The sequence below is a fragment of the Streptomyces sp. NPDC058678 genome, from assembly GCF_042714835.1.
Lineage (GTDB): Bacteria > Actinomycetota > Actinomycetes > Streptomycetales > Streptomycetaceae > Streptomyces.
Genome location: NZ_JBHXSG010000009.1, coordinates 1 through 15,623 on the forward strand (window position 1 = coordinate 1; position 15,623 = coordinate 15,623).

Genomic DNA, 15,623 nt, shown 5'->3' on the forward strand with positions numbered 1-15,623 from the left:
GTCCGTCCTCGGAACGGCGCGGAATCGGTTGCCTTTCGAGGTGCTCGTGTTGACGCGCCAACCGCTGCGGGCGGACACCCCCCGACACGGCCCCTTGCCGCCGTACGCCGGTGCGGGAGCGTACGCCTTGCGACGCCGGTCGCGGCCGGGCGGGGGGGCCACCTCTCGACCTACCGAGTCGGGTGGTGGGGGGATGGGTTGGGGGTCTGGGGGCGGAGCCCTCAGCAGGGGCTCGTACCGGCGCCGGGGTGCTGGTCGCTCTCGAACATCCGCGCGTCAGGAGATAGCCTCCGGCCATGGCAAACGGGCAGTGGTATCCACCGGAGTGGCCCGAGCGTATCCGTGCCCTGGCGGATGGCACGCTGACGCCGGTTGGTCCCAAGCGGGCGGCCACCGTCATGCTTCTGAAGGACACCGACGCCGGCATCGCCGTGCACATGCTGCGCAGGCGCGCCTCCATGGCGTTCGCAGGAGGTGCGTACGCGTATCCGGGCGGCGGTGTGGACCCCCGTGACGACGACCGTCACGTCCGGTGGGCGGGCCCCACGCGCGCGTGGTGGGCGGACAGGCTCGGCGTGGACGAGACTTCGGCTCAGGCGATCGTCTGTGCGGCCGTGAGGGAGACGTACGAGGAGGCGGGCGTCCTTCTCGCCGGCCCGGCCCCGGAGTCCGTGGTCGGCGACACCACGGGCGCGGACTGGGAGGCGGACCGGGCCGCCCTGGTCGACCGTGAGCTGTCCTTCGCCGAGTTTTTGGACCGGCGGGGACTGGTGCTGCGCTCGGATCTGCTGGGTGCGTGGACGCGCTGGATCACCCCTGAGTTCGAAGCCCGGCGCTATGACACGTGGTTCTTCGTCGCCGCCCTGCCGGAAGGCCAGCGCACGCGCAACGCCTCCACTGAGGCCGACCGCACGGTCTGGATCCGGCCGGGGGACGCGGCAGGCGGGTACGACAAGGGCGAGCTGCTGATGATGCCGCCCACGATCGCGACGCTGCGCCAGCTGGTGGCGTTCGGCAGCTCTTCCGAGGCACTCGCCGCGGCCCCCGAGCGTGATCTCACGCCCGTCCTGGCGCGGGCACGCCTCGAGGAAGGCGAGATCGTGCTGTCCTGGCCGGGACACGACGAGTTCACCAAGCACATCCCGACCGACCTCCCGACCGGTGGAGCCCCCGCATGACGGACGCAGCAGCCCTTCCCGGCCAGCCACGGGGCGCGGTCCTGTCCGGTCCCGCCACCCCGCGCGCCATCAACGTCCTCGCGCCGAACCCGTCCGCGATGACCCTGGACGGGACCAATACCTGGATCGTGGCGGAGCCCGACTCCGAGCTGGCCGTCGTGATCGATCCGGGTCCGCTGGACGACGACCACCTGCGCAATGTCGTCGACCTGGCGGACAAGGCCGGCAAGCGCGTCGCCCTCACTCTCCTCACCCACGGCCATCCCGACCACGCGGCCGGCGCCGCCCGCTTCGCCGAGCTGACCGGCACGAACGTGCGCGCCCTGGACCCGGCGTTGCGGCTGGGGGAGGAAGGGCTGGGCGCCGGGGACGTGATCCGGGTCGGTGGCCTGGAGCTGAGGGTCGTCCCGACTCCCGGGCACACCGCGGACTCCCTGTGCTTCCATCTCCCGGCCGATCAGGCGGTCCTGACCGGTGACACGATCCTGGGCCGCGGTACGACCGTCGTGGCGCACCCGGACGGTCGCCTCGGCGACTACCTGGACTCCCTGCGGCGCCTCAGGTCGCTCACGGTCGACGACGGGGTCCACACGGTGCTTCCCGGCCACGGGCCCGTCCTGGAGGACGCCCAGGGCGTCGTCGAGTACTACCTCGCCCACCGCGCCCACCGCCTCGCCCAGGTCGAGACGGCCGTGGAGAACGGCTACAGCACGCCTTCCGAGGTCGTCGCCCACGTGTACGCCGACGTGGAGCGCTCCCTGTGGCCGGCGGCGGAATTGTCGGTTCGGGCGCAGATGGAGTACCTGGAGGAGCACGGGCTCATCTAGGGCCGGGGAGCTTTGACGCCGTGCACGCGCGCGTACTCCTCGTCGAGCCACGGCCCCAGGTCGTCCACGTACGACCGCAGGACGGCCGGGTCGCCGCTCGGGTCGTACCCGAGCACGGCTGCCGACCGCATCTGTGCGGCCCGCTCGGGGTAGTACGCGGCGAACGCCTCCGCCATCTCCCTGAGGTCGCTCGTCCAGCCGTTCCAGCGGGGCATGACGAGCGTGAATCCGGTGCGGACGAGGTGCCGGGACATGAAGCGTACGAGAGGGCGGCGGGCCTCGTCGGTGGCGGCGGTGGCGGCGATCCGCTCACGCCAGCGACGCAGGAACAGCGCGAGGTCTCCGTTGGTCTCCCGGGCCAGCAGTGAGTCGGGCCGGTAGCGCGGCAGGTACTCGGCGAGGTCGTCCCCGAGCAGCGGCGTGCAGAGGCAGGCGATGAACCACCCCAGGTCGTACCTCTCCAGGTCGCTCAGCGCTCGAGCGCGGCTCACCAGTAGGGTTCCGCCCCCGTCGATCTGCGGGAAGTCCTTGTCGAGGGTCTCGTCGATGGTGCGGGCGTCGGCCCGGTCGGCGTCGGTGGGCTCGGCGCGCAGCGCGATCAGCAGGTCGAGGTCACTGCGCCCCACGCGCGCGGTGCCGCGCGGGATCGACCCGTAGAGGTACGCGCTGTGCAGCCGGGCCCCGAAGGCGTCCAGTAGACGGTCGCGGGCAGCGGCGACCACGGGGCGGAAGGCGTGCGGAACGCGTGCGAGGGAGCCCTCGCGGGCGATGAAGCCCTGTGGGTCGAGCCCTCGGGACGGCTGCCCTTCGGCGGGGAGTGGGGCGGTTTCGGCCATGGGGTCACTGTGCCGTGAAGGGGGCGGCCCGAGCCGCTCATTTACGGGGCGCGCCTCCCGGCGGTCATGACAACGGCCCCGCCTCACCAGAGAGGAGACGGGGCCCGTCGTCGTATGCCCTGGGGTCTAGCGCGAGCGCTTGGCGAGCCGCTCCACGTCCAGGAGGATCACGGCGCGTGCCTCCAGGCGGAGCCAGCCGCGGCCCGCGAAGTCGGCCAGCGCCTTGTTCACGGTCTCGCGGGACGCGCCGACCAGCTGGGCCAGCTCCTCCTGCGTGAGGTCGTGGACGACGTGGATGCCCTCCTCAGACTGCACGCCGAAGCGGCGGGAGAGGTCCAGAAGGGCGCGGGCCACGCGGCCGGGGACGTCCGAGAAGACCAGGTCGGACATGGCGTCGTTGGTGCGCCGCAGGCGGCGGGCGACGGCGCGCAGGAGGGCGGTGGCCACCTCGGGGCGGACGTTCAGCCAGGGCTGGAGGTCGCCGTGGCCGAGGCCCAGCAGCTTGACCTCGGTCAGCGCGGTGGCGGTCGCCGTACGCGGGCCCGGGTCGAAGAGGGACAGCTCGCCGATGAGCTCACCGGGGCCGACGACGGCCAGCATGTTCTCTCGGCCGTCGGGGGAGGTGCGGTGGAGCTTCACCTTGCCCTCGGTGACGACGTAGAGCCGGTCGCCCGGGTCGCCCTCGTGGAACAGGGAGTCGCCACGTGCGAGGGTCACCTCACTCATGGAGGCGCGCAGTTCCGCGGACTGCTCGTCATCGAGCGCCGCGAAGAGCGGGTTGCGCCGCAGAACGTCGTCCACGAGTTCTCTCCTTGTCGACCTGCTCAGGGGATCTTGCTCCCCTGCGTACCAGGGGTCCGTGTTCCCCATTTTGCCGGACGGTCCAAACAGTGTGATCTGTCACAAGGATGCCGCACAGGTGTCCCGGGGTAAGCGGCAGGGGTCCAATTGGGGGCTGATCCTCAGGGTCCGGGGCGGGATGTCAGTGCCGGGCTCTAGGCTGGCCGGGTGTCCAAATCGCCGGTGAGAGCACAGGCCAAGGGGGCTGGGCGGGTGGTTGTACGTCGAGATTCCGCCGTGGGCGAACAGGGCCCCGCCGGCGGAAAGAAAACGGCAAAAGCGACAAAGAAGGTTGCGGTGAAAGCGGTGGCTCCGACCGGACCGGTGAAGGCGAATCCGGTGAAGAAGAGCGAGTCGCGTACCGCCCTGGTCCGCCGGGCCCGCCGCATCAACCGCGAACTCGCGGAGGTCTACCCGTACGCCCACCCCGAGCTGGACTTCGACAACCCCTTCCAGTTGGTCCTCGCCACGGTCCTGTCCGCCCAGACCACCGACCTCCGGGTCAACCAGACGACCCCCGCCCTCTTCGCCAAGTACCCCACTCCGGAGGATCTGGCCGCGGCCAACCCGGAGGAGGTCGAGGAGATCCTGCGCCCGACCGGATTCTTCCGGGCCAAGACCAAGTCGGTGATAGGGCTGTCGAAGGCCCTGGTGGAGCAGTTCGGGGGAGAGGTCCCCGGGCGGCTCGAAGACCTCGTCAAGCTGCCCGGCGTAGGCCGCAAGACCGCCTTCGTCGTCCTGGGCAACGCGTTCGGACGGCCCGGCATCACTGTGGACACGCACTTCCAGCGGCTGGTGCGGCGCTGGCAGTGGACCGAGCAGACCGAGCCCGAGAAGATCGAGGCCGCCGTCGGCGCGCTCTTTCCCAAGAGCGAGTGGACGATGCTCTCGCACCACGTGATCTTCCACGGCCGCCGTATCTGCCACGCCCGCAAGCCGGCCTGCGGTGCCTGCCCCATCGCCCCGCTCTGCCCGGCGTACGGCGAGGGGGAGACGGATCCGGAGAAGGCGCAGAAGCTCCTCAAGTACGAGAAGGGCGGCTTCCCCGGCCAGCGCCTGAAGCCCCCGCAGGCATATCTGGACGCGGGCGGGAAACCCGCGCCGCCGCTGGGGGCAGGATGACACGCCCTCGGGGCCGCCTGTGGGTACGTTCCCAGGAACGATCTCGGGGTCGTCGGGCGTTGGATCCAGCAGGACGACGGGGGTGGCGATGACGCGCGCGAGCAACACACAGGGCGGTTCGGTGACGCTCAGCAAGGAAGGTCTGCCGGCCTGGCTCGACCCGGTGGTGCACGCGGTGGAGACGGTCGAGCCGCTGCAGCTCAGCCGCTTCCTGCCGCCCAAGGACGGCGCGGGGCGGCAGTCCGCCGTCCTGGTCCTCTTCGGCGACGGCGACGGCGAGCGTGGCCCCGAGCTGCTGCTCATGGAGCGGGCGAGTTCGCTGCGGTCCCACGCCGGCCAGCCCTCCTTCCCCGGCGGCGCACTCGATCCGGAGGACGGCGACCCGAAGGGTGACGGACCCCTGCGGGCCGCCCTGCGCGAGGCCGAGGAGGAGACCGGGCTCGACCCGGCCGGCGTCCAGCTCTTCGGCGTGCTGCCCAAGCTGTACATCCCGGTCAGCGGCTTCGTCGTGACGCCGGTGCTGGGCTGGTGGCGCGAGCCGAGCCCGGTGGGGGTGGTGGATCCGAACGAGACCGCGCGGGTCTTCACCGTCCCCGTGGCGGATCTCACGGATCCCGGCAACCGCGCCACCACCGTGCACCCCAGCGGCCACCGAGGCCCGGCATTTCTGGTCGAATCGGCCCTCGTGTGGGGGTTCACGGCGGGAATCATCGACCGGCTGCTCCACTTCTCGGGCTGGGAACGGCCTTGGGACCGCGAGAAGCAGGTCCCTCTCGACTGGCGCGCATGACAGGGTGTCTGCCGTGCTGTGCAAAGTGATGAGGCGAGGCTCGAACCGGTGAACGTGCTGGACATCCTGTTGCTGCTCGCCGCCGTCTGGTTCGCGATCGTCGGCTACCGCCAAGGCTTCGTCGTCGGCATCCTGTCGGTGATCGGCTTCCTCGGCGGCGGTCTCGTGGCCGTGTATCTGTTGCCCGTCGTCTGGGACGCGCTCACCGACAACGCGGAGGTCAGTACGACCGCCGCCGTCGTCGCGGTGGTCGTCGTCATCGTCTGCGCCTCCGTCGGCCAGGCCCTGACCACCCACCTCGGCAACAAGCTGCGCCGGTACATCACCTGGTCGCCGGCCCGCGCCCTGGACGCGACCGGCGGGGCCCTCGTCAACGTCGTCGCGATGCTCCTGGTCGCCTGGCTGATCGGCTCCGCCCTCGCGCAGACCACGCTGCCGACGCTGGGCAAGGAGGTCCGCAGCTCCAAGGTGCTGCTGGGCGTGTCGGAGGCGCTGCCCAGTCAGGCGGACACCTGGTTCAAGGACTTCACCTCCGTCCTCGCGCAGAACGGCTTCCCGCAGGTCTTCAGCCCGTTCTCCGACGAACCGATCAAGGAGGTCCGGCCCCCGGACCCGGCCCTCGCCAACAGCGCCGTCGCCACCCGCGCGCAGCGCTCCATCGTCAAGGTCATGGGCACCGCCCAGAGTTGCGGCAAAGTCCTGGAGGGCACCGGCTTCGTCTTCGGCCGGCGCCGCGTCATGACCAATGCGCATGTCGTCGGCGGCGTCGACGAGCCCACCGTCCAGATAGGCGGCGAGGGCAAGAAGTACGACGCGACGGTCGTCCTGTACGACTGGGAGCGTGACATCGCCGTACTCGACGTGCCGGACCTGAGCGCACCCGCGCTGAAGTTCACGACCGGGGACGCGAGCAGCGGGGACGGCGCGATCGTCGCCGGCTTCCCGGAGAACGGGGCGTACGACGTCCGTGCCGCGCGCGTGCGCGGGCGCCTCACGGCCAGCGGCCCGGACATCTACCACCGCAGCACCGTGCGCCGCGACGTGTACTCGCTGTTCGCGACCGTCCGCCAGGGCAACTCCGGAGGCCCGCTGCTCACCCCCGAAGGCAAGGTGTACGGCGTGGTCTTCGCGAAGTCCCTCGACGACGCCGACACCGGGTACGCGCTCACCGCGGACGAGATCCAGGAGGACATCACCAAGGGGCGCATCGCGAACCAGCAGGTGGACAGCGACAGCTGCGCGCTCTGAACCCGGGGTTTCGGGAGAACCCGAGCCCGGGTGCAGAAAAAAGGGGGGCGTCAGCCTCGCGGATGACGCAGGCGTACCGAGACCCAGCGGGCTCGGCGACGCAGAATGCGCGGAATGCCCACCCTCAGGTCCGTGCCCGCCATTTGCGGGGGACCGCCTCGTTGGTGGGAGCTCAGGCCGCTGCCCGAGCGTCGATTGCGTGCTGCGTCACTGTAGTCGTGCGTCCAGCCCATACCCCGACGTGTGCCCCTGCCTCAAGGTCGATAACCGCCCCCAGGCCCCCCAATTGGCCTATGCGCCGGGCAAGTGGCCGTTCGTAGGACACGTGTTCAGGCCCGGACGTCCGGGTCCGGATACCGGGCGCATCGGCACGGTCACCGATCGGGTTCGGGATCCTTCAGCCAGTTGATGAGCTCGGTGGAGAACGCCACCGGATCCTCCTCGTGCGGGAAGTGCCCCAGCCCGTCGAACAGCCGCCAGCGGTACGGCGCTTCGACGTACTCGCCGGAGCCGGCCGCGCTCCGCGTCCGCATCACGGGGTCGAGCGAGCCGTGCAGGTGGAGGGTCGGTACTCGCACCGGCCGCTTCATCCGCCGGTTGAACTGGATGCCGTCGGGACGCGCCATCGACCGCACCATCCAGCGGTACGGCTCGATCGAGCAGTGCGCGGTGGAGGGGATGCAGATCGCACGGCGGTACGTCTCCACCGCGTCGTCGTCCGGCAGGCCCGGACCCGACCAGTCCCGGATGAGACGGGCGACGAGCGCGCCGTCGTCGGCGGTGAGCTGCCGCTCCGGGATCCACGGCCGCTGGAACCCCCAGATGTAGGAGCCCGCGGTCGTCTGCTTGACGTCCGACAGCATCGCCGAGCGCCAGCGCCGGGGGTGCGGCATCGAGGCGACCGCGAGCCGCCGTACGAGCTTCGGGCGCATCGCGGCCGCCGTCCACGCCAGGTAGCCGCCCAGGTCGTGGCCGACCAGCGCGGCGTCCGGCTCGCCGAGGGAGCGGATCACGCCGGTGATGTCGAGGGCGAGGTTGGCCGGGTCGTAGCCCCGCGGGGTGCGGTCGCTGCCGCCGACACCGCGCAGGTCCATGGCGACGGCCCGGAAGCCGGCGTCGGCGAGGGCGGGCAGCTGGTGCCGCCAGGTCCACCAGAACTGGGGGAAGCCGTGCAGCAGCAGCACCAGCGGCCCGTCGCCCATCTCCGCGATGTGGAAGCGCGCGCCGTTGGCGGCGACCTCCCGGTGCGTCCAGGGGCCGTCCGGTCGTACGACCGAGGCCGGCTGGGACGAGGGTGTCGCGGGATCCGTCATGAGGATGAGCGTGCCACAGCCTCGATGGCCCTGGCGTCCGGGAGCCCGTCCTCCAGGGCCGCCGGGCGGGGGTGCGGCTTGGCGTTCTGCAGCACGCCCGCCGACTCCTTCATGGAGGCGGCGACCTTCTGCGGGCCCTTGCCCTTCTTGGCCTTCTTCGCGAAGACGACGCCGATCAGGGCGAGGACGAGCGCGACGAGCACGTTCGCCGCGAAGGAGAGCAGGAAGCAGACCGCGAGGTTCCAGTCGGTCCAGGTGCGGATGCCGTACGCCAGCGCGAAGTTCAGCATGGGCAGTGAGAAGACCAGGATGGCCCCGGCCACCGTGAACGCGCCGCCGCTCGTGGCGCCGCGCTTCACGTCCCGCTTCAGCTGCGCCTTCGCCAGCGCGATCTCGTCGTGCACCAGCGCGGACATCTCGGTCGTCGCCGAGGCGAACAGCTGGCCGATGCTGCGTTCGGCGCCGACCGGGCTGCCGTCGGGTGCGCTCATCGCGTTCTCCCTTTTCTGCTGTGTGCCTGACTGATGTGCCTGACTGGGAACGGTCCTTTTGTGCCGTCCCGTCAGATCATGCCGGACGACCGTGCTCATCGCCTGCCCCGCCCGCCACTTCGGCAAGCGCGTGGCGCTCGGCGGCCTTCACTTCGGCGATCCGGCGGTGCTCGGCGGCCTTGCGGTCGTAGATCGCGGCCATCCGCAGGTGGTACTCCGGATCGTCCTCCTCGTAGATGTCCGGGATCCCGTCGAGGTCGTCGTCGCGCTCCTCGGCCTCGCACAGTCGCCGGTACTTGGCGTTCCGTATCTTCAGCAGCACGGTCGCCAGCAGGGCCGCGATGACCGATCCCATGAGTACGGCGGCCTTGACCTCGTCCGTCAGTGTCGCGTCGCCGCCGAAGGCCAGCTCGCCGATGAGCAGCGACACGGTGAACCCGATGCCCGCCAGGGTCGCCACCGCGAACACGTCGGCCCACTCGAGGTCGTCGCTGAGCGAGGCCCGGGTGAAGCGGGCCGTCAGCCAGGTCCCGCCGAAGATACCGAGGGCCTTGCCGACGACCAGACCGAGGACCACGCCGAGCGTCTCCGGCTTGGTGAACACGTCGCCCAGCGCGCCCCCGGAGAGCGAGACACCCGCGCTGAACAGGGCGAACAGCGGCACGGCCAACCCGGCCGAGAGTGGACGTACGAGATGTTCGATGTGCTCGCCGGGGGATTGCTTCTCACCCTCGCGGGTTGTGCAGCGCAGCATCAGGCCCATCGCGACGCCCGCGATGGTGGCGTGGACGCCGCTGTTGTACATCAGCGCCCAGATGACGAGCGCGAGCGGGACGTACACGTACCAGCCGCGTACGCCCTTGCGCAGCAGCAGCCAGAAGACGGCCAGGCCGACGACGGCGCCGCCGAGCGCGGCGAAGTCGATGCTGTCGGTGAAGAAGACCGCGATGATCAGGATCGCGAAGAGGTCGTCGACCACGGCGAGGGTGAGCAGGAACGCGCGCAGGGCGCTCGGCAGGGACGTGCCGATGACGGCGAGCACGGCGAGCGCGAAGGCGATGTCGGTGGCGGTGGGCACCGCCCAGCCCTGGAGCGAGCCGCCGCCGGTGACGTTGGTGAGCGTGTAGACGAGCGCCGGTACGGCCATCCCGCACAGGGCCGCCACGACGGGCAGCGCTGCCGCCTTGGGGTCCTTGAGGTCACCGGCGACCAGTTCGCGCTTGAGCTCGATGCCGGCGACGAAGAAGAAGATCGCGAGGAGTCCGTCGGCCGCCCAGTGCTCGATCGACAGGTCCAGGCCGAGGGCCGCGGGGCCGAGGTGAAAGTGGCTGACGCTCTCGTAGCTGTCGTGTATCGCCGGGACGTTCGCCCAGACCAGCGCGGCGACCGCGGAGACGAGCAGCAGGACACCGCCGACGGTCTCGGCACGCAGCGCGTCCGCGACGAAGGTCCGCTCGGGCAGGGAGAGCCGGCCGAGGGCCTTACGCGGGGCGGTGGGGCGGGGCGCGGTCACGGGGGCCTCCGGTCGGTGGGCAGCATGGAGCACTTGCCGACCAGACTTCCCGGCGCACCTGTTCCTTCAGCCTATCCAAAGTGCGCGAGGAGGAATCCGGCGATCCCTACGTTAGGTGTGAAAAGGGCACCCGGCGCGCTCGTCGCCGGGTGCCCCTGATGGCCGAGCTCAGTCCTCGCTGGGAGCGGCCGGGAGCTTCCTCTGGATGAGGTCCATGACGGTGGAGTCCGTCAGGGTGGTCACGTCACCGAGCTGGCGGTTCTCGGCGACGTCCCGCAGCAGGCGGCGCATGATCTTGCCGGAGCGGGTCTTCGGCAGCTCGGCCACCGGCAGGATCCGCTTCGGCTTGGCGATCGGGCCGAGGGTGGCGCCGACGTGGTTGCGCAGGTCGGCGACGAGGTTCTCGTCCTCGGCGTTCGCCGTGCCGCGCAGGATCACGAAGGCGACGATCGCCTGACCCGTCGTCTCGTCCGCCGCGCCGACGACGGCCGCCTCGGCGACCGACGGGTGGGAGACGAGGGCCGACTCGACCTCGGTGGTGGAGATGTTGTGGCCCGACACGAGCATCACGTCGTCCACCCGGCCCAGCAGCCAGATGTCGCCGTCGTCGTCCTTCTTCGCGCCGTCGCCGGCGAAGTACTTGCTCTCGAACCGCGACCAGTACGTGTCGAGGAACCGCTGGTCGTCGCCCCAGATGGTGCGCAGCATCGACGGCCACGGCTCGGTGAGCACGAGGTAACCGCCCCCGCCGTTCGGCACTTCCCGGGCCTCGTCGTCGACGACGGTCGCGGAGATCCCCGGCAGCGGCGTCTGCGCGGAGCCCGGCTTGGTGGCCGTCACGCCGGGCAGCGGCGAGATCATCATCGCGCCGGTCTCGGTCTGCCACCAGGTGTCGACGACGGGCGTCCGGTCGGCCCCGATGTGCTTGCGGTACCACATCCAGGCCTCGGGGTTGATGGGCTCACCCACGGAGCCGAGGATCCGCAACGAGGACAGGTCGAACTTCGCGGGGATGTCGTCGCCCCACTTCATGAACGTACGGATCGCGGTGGGCGCGGTGTACAGGATGGTCACCCCGTACTTCTGCACGATCTCCCAGAACCGGCCCTGGTGCGGGGTGTCGGGCGTGCCCTCGTACATGACCTGCGTGGCGCCGTTCGCCAGCGGGCCGTAGACGATGTACGAGTGCCCGGTGACCCAGCCGACGTCCGCGGTACACCAGTAGACGTCGGTCTCCGGCTTGAGGTCGAAGACGGCGTGGTGGGTGTACGCGGTCTGCGTGAGGTAGCCGCCGGAGGTGTGCAGGATGCCCTTCGGCTTACCCGTCGTACCGGACGTGTACAGGATGAAGAGCGGGTGCTCGGCGTTGAACGCCTCCGGCGTGTGCTCGGCGGACTGCCGCTCGACGATCTCGTGCCACCACACGTCGTGCGCGTCGTTCCAGGCGACCTCCTGGCCGGTACGGCGGACGACGAGGACGTGCTCGACGTTGTCCACGCGGGCGACCGCGTCGTCGACGGCCGGCTTGAGGGCCGACGGCTTGCCGCGCCGCCAGCCGCCGTCGGTGGTGATGACGACCTTGGCGTCGGCGTCCTGGATGCGGGTCGCGAGGGCGTCCGCCGAGAAGCCGCCGAAGACGACGGAGTGCGCGGCGCCGATCCGGGCGCACGCGAGCATCGCGATCGCCGTCTCCGGAATCATCGGCATGTAGACGGCGACCCGGTCGCCCTTCTGAACTCCCAGCTCCAGCAGGGCGTTCGCGGCCTTGGAGACCTCGTCCTTGAGCTCGGCGTAGGTGATGGCGCGGCTGTCGCCGGGCTCGCCCTCGAAGTGGATGGCGACCCGGTCGCCGTTGCCCGCCTCCACATGCCGGTCCACGCAGTTGTACGCCACATTGAGCTCGCCGTCCTTGAACCACTTGGCGAACGGCGGGTTCGACCAGTCCAGCGTCTCGGTCGGCTCGGTGGCCCAGGTCAGCCGACGGGCCTGCTCGGCCCAGAAGCCGAGCCTGTCAGCCTTGGCCTGCTCATACGCCTCCGCGGTGACGTTGGCGTTGGCCGCCAGGTCCGCTGGGGGCGCGAACCTGCGCTCCTCACGAAGCAGGTTGGAGAGGGAAGGATTCTCGCTCACTGTTCCCTCTCCTTCCTCAGCAGGTTGGCCAGGCTTTCGTTGCTCACGACATCTCCCATTCTCAGGATTGTCCGCTGTGTCCCAGGCCACAGCTCATCAGACCCGGGGGTCCGGTGACAAGGGTCGACGGAAAATTGGTTTAGACCTGTGTGTGCGTGCGGCGTGCGTGTCAGCGTGCATGTCGGTGTGCGCCGGTGTACGTCGGTTTCGGCAGCCGGGGTCACCCGTACCCACGGACGACGACCAGGCAGAGTTCAGCACTTGTAACGCCTTTCACACTCCGGCCCGAGCGCGGGTGAAGCGCCATGGAGATCGAGGGGCGGGAGACCGGGCGGAGGGATACCCGGCTGCGGGATACGGGGCAGAGGGGGGCGGCTCGCTCGGCCCGCACCTCCGCCGCACGGCGCCGCCTGGTCACGGGCGGCCGGTGGCCCTCGGCGCCGGGCCGTCGCCCCGGCGGAGTCTTCCCGCCAGTGGCAGGTCACGCTGCGTCCGGGCCATTCCCTGGGCATCGAGAACATGACCCGCAAGGACGGCACAGGGGTGTCGAGCGAGCCCTTCTGCGCCGTCAAGGTCGAGATCAAGCCCCTGCGAACCGGAGTCCGCTACTCAGGCGCGTCGCGGACGGGCGGATGTGCACCCGCCCGCGACGCGCCCCGGCGTCACACCGGCACATCCGCCGCCCGCACATGGTCGAACACCTCGTCCGCGCCCGCTCCGGTGAGCAGGTACGCCTGGGCCTCTCCCACGTGGAAGTACATCCCGTGCAGTTCCAGCGCCCCTTCCCGCAGGGCCCGCGCCACCGACTCGTGGGCGGACAGATGCTCCAACTGCTGGACGACGTTGGTCAGACAGAGCTGCTCGACCGCGTCGGCGGGCTCCCGTCCGGCCAGCCGGGGCCACGGCCGGTCGTCATCGGCCATGCGCTCCAGGCTCGGCAGCCCGTGCCGCAGCCACCGCTTGAGCGGCGTCTGGGCGCCCCCGGGTTCGGAGTTGAGCAGCGCCTGCATCGCCCCGCATCCGGAGTGCCCGCACACCGTGATGGAGCGCACCTTCAGCACGTCCACCGCGTACTCGATCGCGGCCGCCACCGAGTCGTCGCCGCTCTCCTGGCCGGGCAGCGGAACGAGGTTGCCCACGTTGCGCACCACGAAGAGGTCGCCCGGACCACTGGAGGTGATCATCGACGTGACGAGGCGTGAGTCGGCACAGGTGAGGAAGAGCTGCGACGGCCGCTGGCCCTCACGCGCCAGCCGGGCCAGCTCACCCCGCACGTGCGGTGCCGTGTGGCGCTGGAACGCGCTGATGCCACGCGCCAGATCGTGCCCGCTCGCCCCACCGGGCGTGCCGGGTGCGCCGGCTCTTCCTGTTCGCCCGTCGTGGGGTGGCGGAGCCTGCGGGCGGTCGCACTGGTGGTTGCGCCAGGGCGTCCACGGGCGACAGCGGCAGCCGGCGCCGGTGGTCGGCTCGTCGTCGGCGGCCTCGGCGCGGAGGTCGGCCGCGCTTGAGGGCTCGCCGGTCCGGACCCCGGCGCGGCGGCCGGTGAGCTCGACGGAGCCACCCCGCGCGGTGTGCGTGTTCTGCCAGTCCTGCAGTGACTCGTACGCCGCGTGGTCCATGAACGACCCGCCCAACTCCACGACGACCCGCGCGCCTTGGGGCACGAGATGCAAGGTCCGGCTGAGCCGGGGCACCGCGAGGAAGGTCAGTTGTCCTCGTACGTGTACGTGATGGACTCCTTCCTTCTCCTCGTGCGTGATGTGGGTGCGCGTGAGGCGGTGCAGGGCCACGGCGACAGCCACGGCGATGCCGAGTGTGACGCCCTCCAGGACGCCGAGGAGGACCACGCCGAGTGTGGTGACGGCGTACACCGGCACTTCTCGGTGGCGGGTCACCGTGCGGATGTGGTGCAGGGACACCATCTGGATGCCGACGGCCATCACCAGGGCGGCGAGCGAGGCGAGCGGGATGAGCTCCAGGATCGGGACCATCAGCAGTGCGGCGGCTACTACGAGAACGCCGTGCAACATCGTGGAGTTCCGGCTGACGGCGCCGGCTTGGACGTTCGCCGAACTGCGCACGGCGACGCCCGCGACCGGCAGTCCGCCGAGCGAACCGGAGACGATGTTGGCGGCGCCCTGCCCGAGCAGTTCGCGGTTCAGGTCGGATCGACCGACGCCGGCGGGCAGGCCGGGGCGGCCGGCCACCAGCTTGTCGACGGCGACCGCGCCGAGCAACGACTGCACACTGCACACCAGCGTGGTGGTGAGCACGGCGGCGACCAGGCCGAGCATCGGCCCTTCGGGAAGTCCGGCCAGGGCGTGGCTGCGCCAGGACGGCAGGTCGACCTTGGGCAGGGTGAGCCCGGCGAGCGAGGCGGCGGCGGTGGCCCCGGCGACGGCGACGAGCGCGGCCGGGATCCTGCGCAGCAGGCGCCCTGCCCGGCCGGGAATCCGGGGCCAGAGCAGGAGCAGGACCAGGGTCAGCGCGCTCACCGACACGGCGGCCGGATGCAGGCCCGCCAACTGGGCGGGCAGCGCACGCAGATTGTCGAGGACGGAACTCTGCGGGGTGCCGCCGAGAACGATGTGCAACTGGGCGACGGCGATGGTGATGCCGATGCCGGCGAGCATGCCGTGCACGATCGCGGGGCTGACGGCGAGGGCACCGCGGGCCACGCGCAGGCAGCCGAGGCCGAGTTGGGCGAGGCCCGCCAGGACGGTGATGGCGCAGGTCGTCCGCCAGCCGTAGCGCTGGATGAGGTCGGCGGTGACCACGGTGAGCCCGGCAGCCGGGCCGCTGACCTGGAGCGGGGCGCCGCCGAGCCGGCCGGCGACGATGCCTCCGACAGCGGCGGCGACGAGTCCGGCCTGCAGGGGCGCGCCGGTCGCGAGGGCGATGCCCAGGGACAGGGGCAGGGCGATCAGGAAGACCGCGATCGAGGCCGACACGTCGGCGCCCGCGACTCGGAAGCGACGGGACGGGGACGGCGGCGGGCTGTGGGGTGGGCGGGTGCTCTTCGGCCGAGTCGAGTCGGCGGCGCGAGTGGGGACGCAGGCTGACATATTTCCCGTCTCCTCCGGGGCAGCGCGGTCGCGATCTGGTGGTCCCCCGATGGCGGGGGGTCGGGTCGGCGGCCGTGGGTCACGGCGTGCAGCGGCGGGATGAATCAACGCTCAGTAAATGGATCGTAATGCAGAGTAAAGGGCGAGCATAGTTTTTCCAGGCAAATGGGTGAATAGGTAACTCAGGGGAGTGAAGCAGCCCTTTGATCGGCTTGTCGTACTAATTCCTTCTCGGTCCCGTGCGAGCTTGGCGGCCACAACACGCCCTCA

At 70.8% G+C, this 15,623-nt stretch carries 13 protein-coding genes; 5 read left to right on the top strand and 8 right to left on the bottom strand.

The features are described 5' to 3' along the window. The first annotated feature begins 296 nt into the window (after positions 1–296). Positions 297–1,178, top strand: coding sequence for an NUDIX hydrolase (locus tag ACFWWR_RS11265; protein WP_383864702.1), 882 nt, complete (start codon positions 297–299; stop codon positions 1,176–1,178). Continuing rightward, complete coding sequence (locus tag ACFWWR_RS11270) at positions 1,175–2,005, top strand: MBL fold metallo-hydrolase (RefSeq protein ID WP_383864700.1); 831 nt, start codon at positions 1,175–1,177, stop codon at positions 2,003–2,005. Before ACFWWR_RS11265 ends, ACFWWR_RS11270 begins: the two co-directional genes overlap by 4 nt. On the opposite strand, the gene ACFWWR_RS11275 is transcribed toward ACFWWR_RS11270, so the two are convergent. Both ACFWWR_RS11275 and ACFWWR_RS11280 read right to left on the bottom strand, forming a co-directional pair. Beyond that, complete coding sequence (locus ACFWWR_RS11275; protein WP_384302937.1) at positions 2,002–2,841, bottom strand: nucleotidyltransferase domain-containing protein; 840 nt, start codon at positions 2,839–2,841, stop codon at positions 2,002–2,004. The genes ACFWWR_RS11270 and ACFWWR_RS11275 overlap by 4 nt on opposite strands. 126 nt (positions 2,842–2,967) lie before the next feature. Beyond that, positions 2,968–3,642, bottom strand: coding sequence for a Crp/Fnr family transcriptional regulator (locus tag ACFWWR_RS11280; RefSeq protein WP_030043265.1), 675 nt, complete (start codon positions 3,640–3,642; stop codon positions 2,968–2,970). 252 nt (positions 3,643–3,894) lie between these two features. On the opposite strand from ACFWWR_RS11280, the gene nth reads away from it, so the two are divergent. From nth to ACFWWR_RS11295, 3 genes are all read left to right on the top strand, one after another. Further along, the gene (gene nth, locus ACFWWR_RS11285) at positions 3,895–4,803 is read left to right on the top strand and encodes an endonuclease III (protein WP_383864694.1); all 909 of its coding nucleotides are present in this window, start codon (positions 3,895–3,897) and stop codon (positions 4,801–4,803) included. 88 nt (positions 4,804–4,891) lie between these two features. Further along, positions 4,892–5,593, top strand: a complete 702-nt coding sequence (locus tag ACFWWR_RS11290; RefSeq protein ID WP_383864691.1) for an NUDIX hydrolase — start codon at positions 4,892–4,894, stop codon at positions 5,591–5,593. A gap of 48 nt (positions 5,594–5,641) precedes the next feature. Further along, on the top strand, positions 5,642–6,841 hold the full coding sequence (locus ACFWWR_RS11295; protein ID WP_384302939.1) for a MarP family serine protease: 1,200 nt from the start codon (positions 5,642–5,644) through the stop codon (positions 6,839–6,841). Between the two features lie 50 nt (positions 6,842–6,891). Here the strand turns inward: ACFWWR_RS11295 and ACFWWR_RS11300 are convergent, their stop codons facing one another. The 6 genes from ACFWWR_RS11300 to ACFWWR_RS11325 all read right to left on the bottom strand — a co-directional run bounded on the left by ACFWWR_RS11300 (position 6,892) and on the right by ACFWWR_RS11325 (position 15,353). Continuing rightward, positions 6,892–7,074, bottom strand: a complete 183-nt coding sequence (locus ACFWWR_RS11300; RefSeq protein WP_384302941.1) for a hypothetical protein — start codon at positions 7,072–7,074, stop codon at positions 6,892–6,894. Between the two features lie 141 nt (positions 7,075–7,215). After that, entirely contained in the window at positions 7,216–8,154 is a 939-nt protein-coding gene (locus ACFWWR_RS11305) for an alpha/beta fold hydrolase (protein WP_384302943.1), read from the bottom strand. After that, complete coding sequence (locus ACFWWR_RS11310) at positions 8,151–8,645, bottom strand: phage holin family protein (RefSeq protein ID WP_383864679.1); 495 nt, start codon at positions 8,643–8,645, stop codon at positions 8,151–8,153. The genes ACFWWR_RS11305 and ACFWWR_RS11310 overlap by 4 nt, the downstream gene beginning before the upstream one ends. Before the next feature lie 76 nt (positions 8,646–8,721). After that, positions 8,722–10,158: a Na+/H+ antiporter NhaA gene (gene nhaA, locus ACFWWR_RS11315; RefSeq protein WP_383864676.1), complete on the bottom strand. Its 1,437-nt coding sequence runs from the start codon at positions 10,156–10,158 to the stop codon at positions 8,722–8,724. A gap of 168 nt (positions 10,159–10,326) precedes the next feature. Next, the gene (gene acs, locus ACFWWR_RS11320) at positions 10,327–12,288 is read right to left on the bottom strand and encodes an acetate--CoA ligase (RefSeq protein WP_384302945.1); all 1,962 of its coding nucleotides are present in this window, start codon (positions 12,286–12,288) and stop codon (positions 10,327–10,329) included. 662 nt (positions 12,289–12,950) lie between these two features. Then, positions 12,951–15,353, bottom strand: coding sequence for a bifunctional SulP family inorganic anion transporter/carbonic anhydrase (locus tag ACFWWR_RS11325; protein ID WP_384302947.1), 2,403 nt, complete (start codon positions 15,351–15,353; stop codon positions 12,951–12,953). Positions 15,354–15,623 lie beyond the last annotated feature (270 nt).

Bases quoted from the DNA above. Each gene is read 5' to 3' on its own strand.
- ACFWWR_RS11265 (WP_383864702.1), top strand. From the start codon at position 297: ATGGCAAACGGGCAGTGGTATCCACCGGAGTGGCCCGAGCGTATCCGT.
- ACFWWR_RS11270 (WP_383864700.1), top strand. From the start codon at position 1,175: ATGACGGACGCAGCAGCCCTTCCCGGCCAGCCACGGGGCGCGGTCCTG.
- ACFWWR_RS11275 (WP_384302937.1), bottom strand. From the start codon at position 2,841: ATGGCCGAAACCGCCCCACTCCCCGCCGAAGGGCAGCCGTCCCGAGGG.
- ACFWWR_RS11290 (WP_383864691.1), top strand. From the start codon at position 4,892: ATGACGCGCGCGAGCAACACACAGGGCGGTTCGGTGACGCTCAGCAAG.
- ACFWWR_RS11300 (WP_384302941.1), bottom strand. From the start codon at position 7,074: ATGGGCTGGACGCACGACTACAGTGACGCAGCACGCAATCGACGCTCG.
- ACFWWR_RS11305 (WP_384302943.1), bottom strand. From the start codon at position 8,154: ATGACGGATCCCGCGACACCCTCGTCCCAGCCGGCCTCGGTCGTACGA.
- ACFWWR_RS11310 (WP_383864679.1), bottom strand. From the start codon at position 8,645: ATGAGCGCACCCGACGGCAGCCCGGTCGGCGCCGAACGCAGCATCGGC.
- ACFWWR_RS11325 (WP_384302947.1), bottom strand. From the start codon at position 15,353: ATGTCAGCCTGCGTCCCCACTCGCGCCGCCGACTCGACTCGGCCGAAG.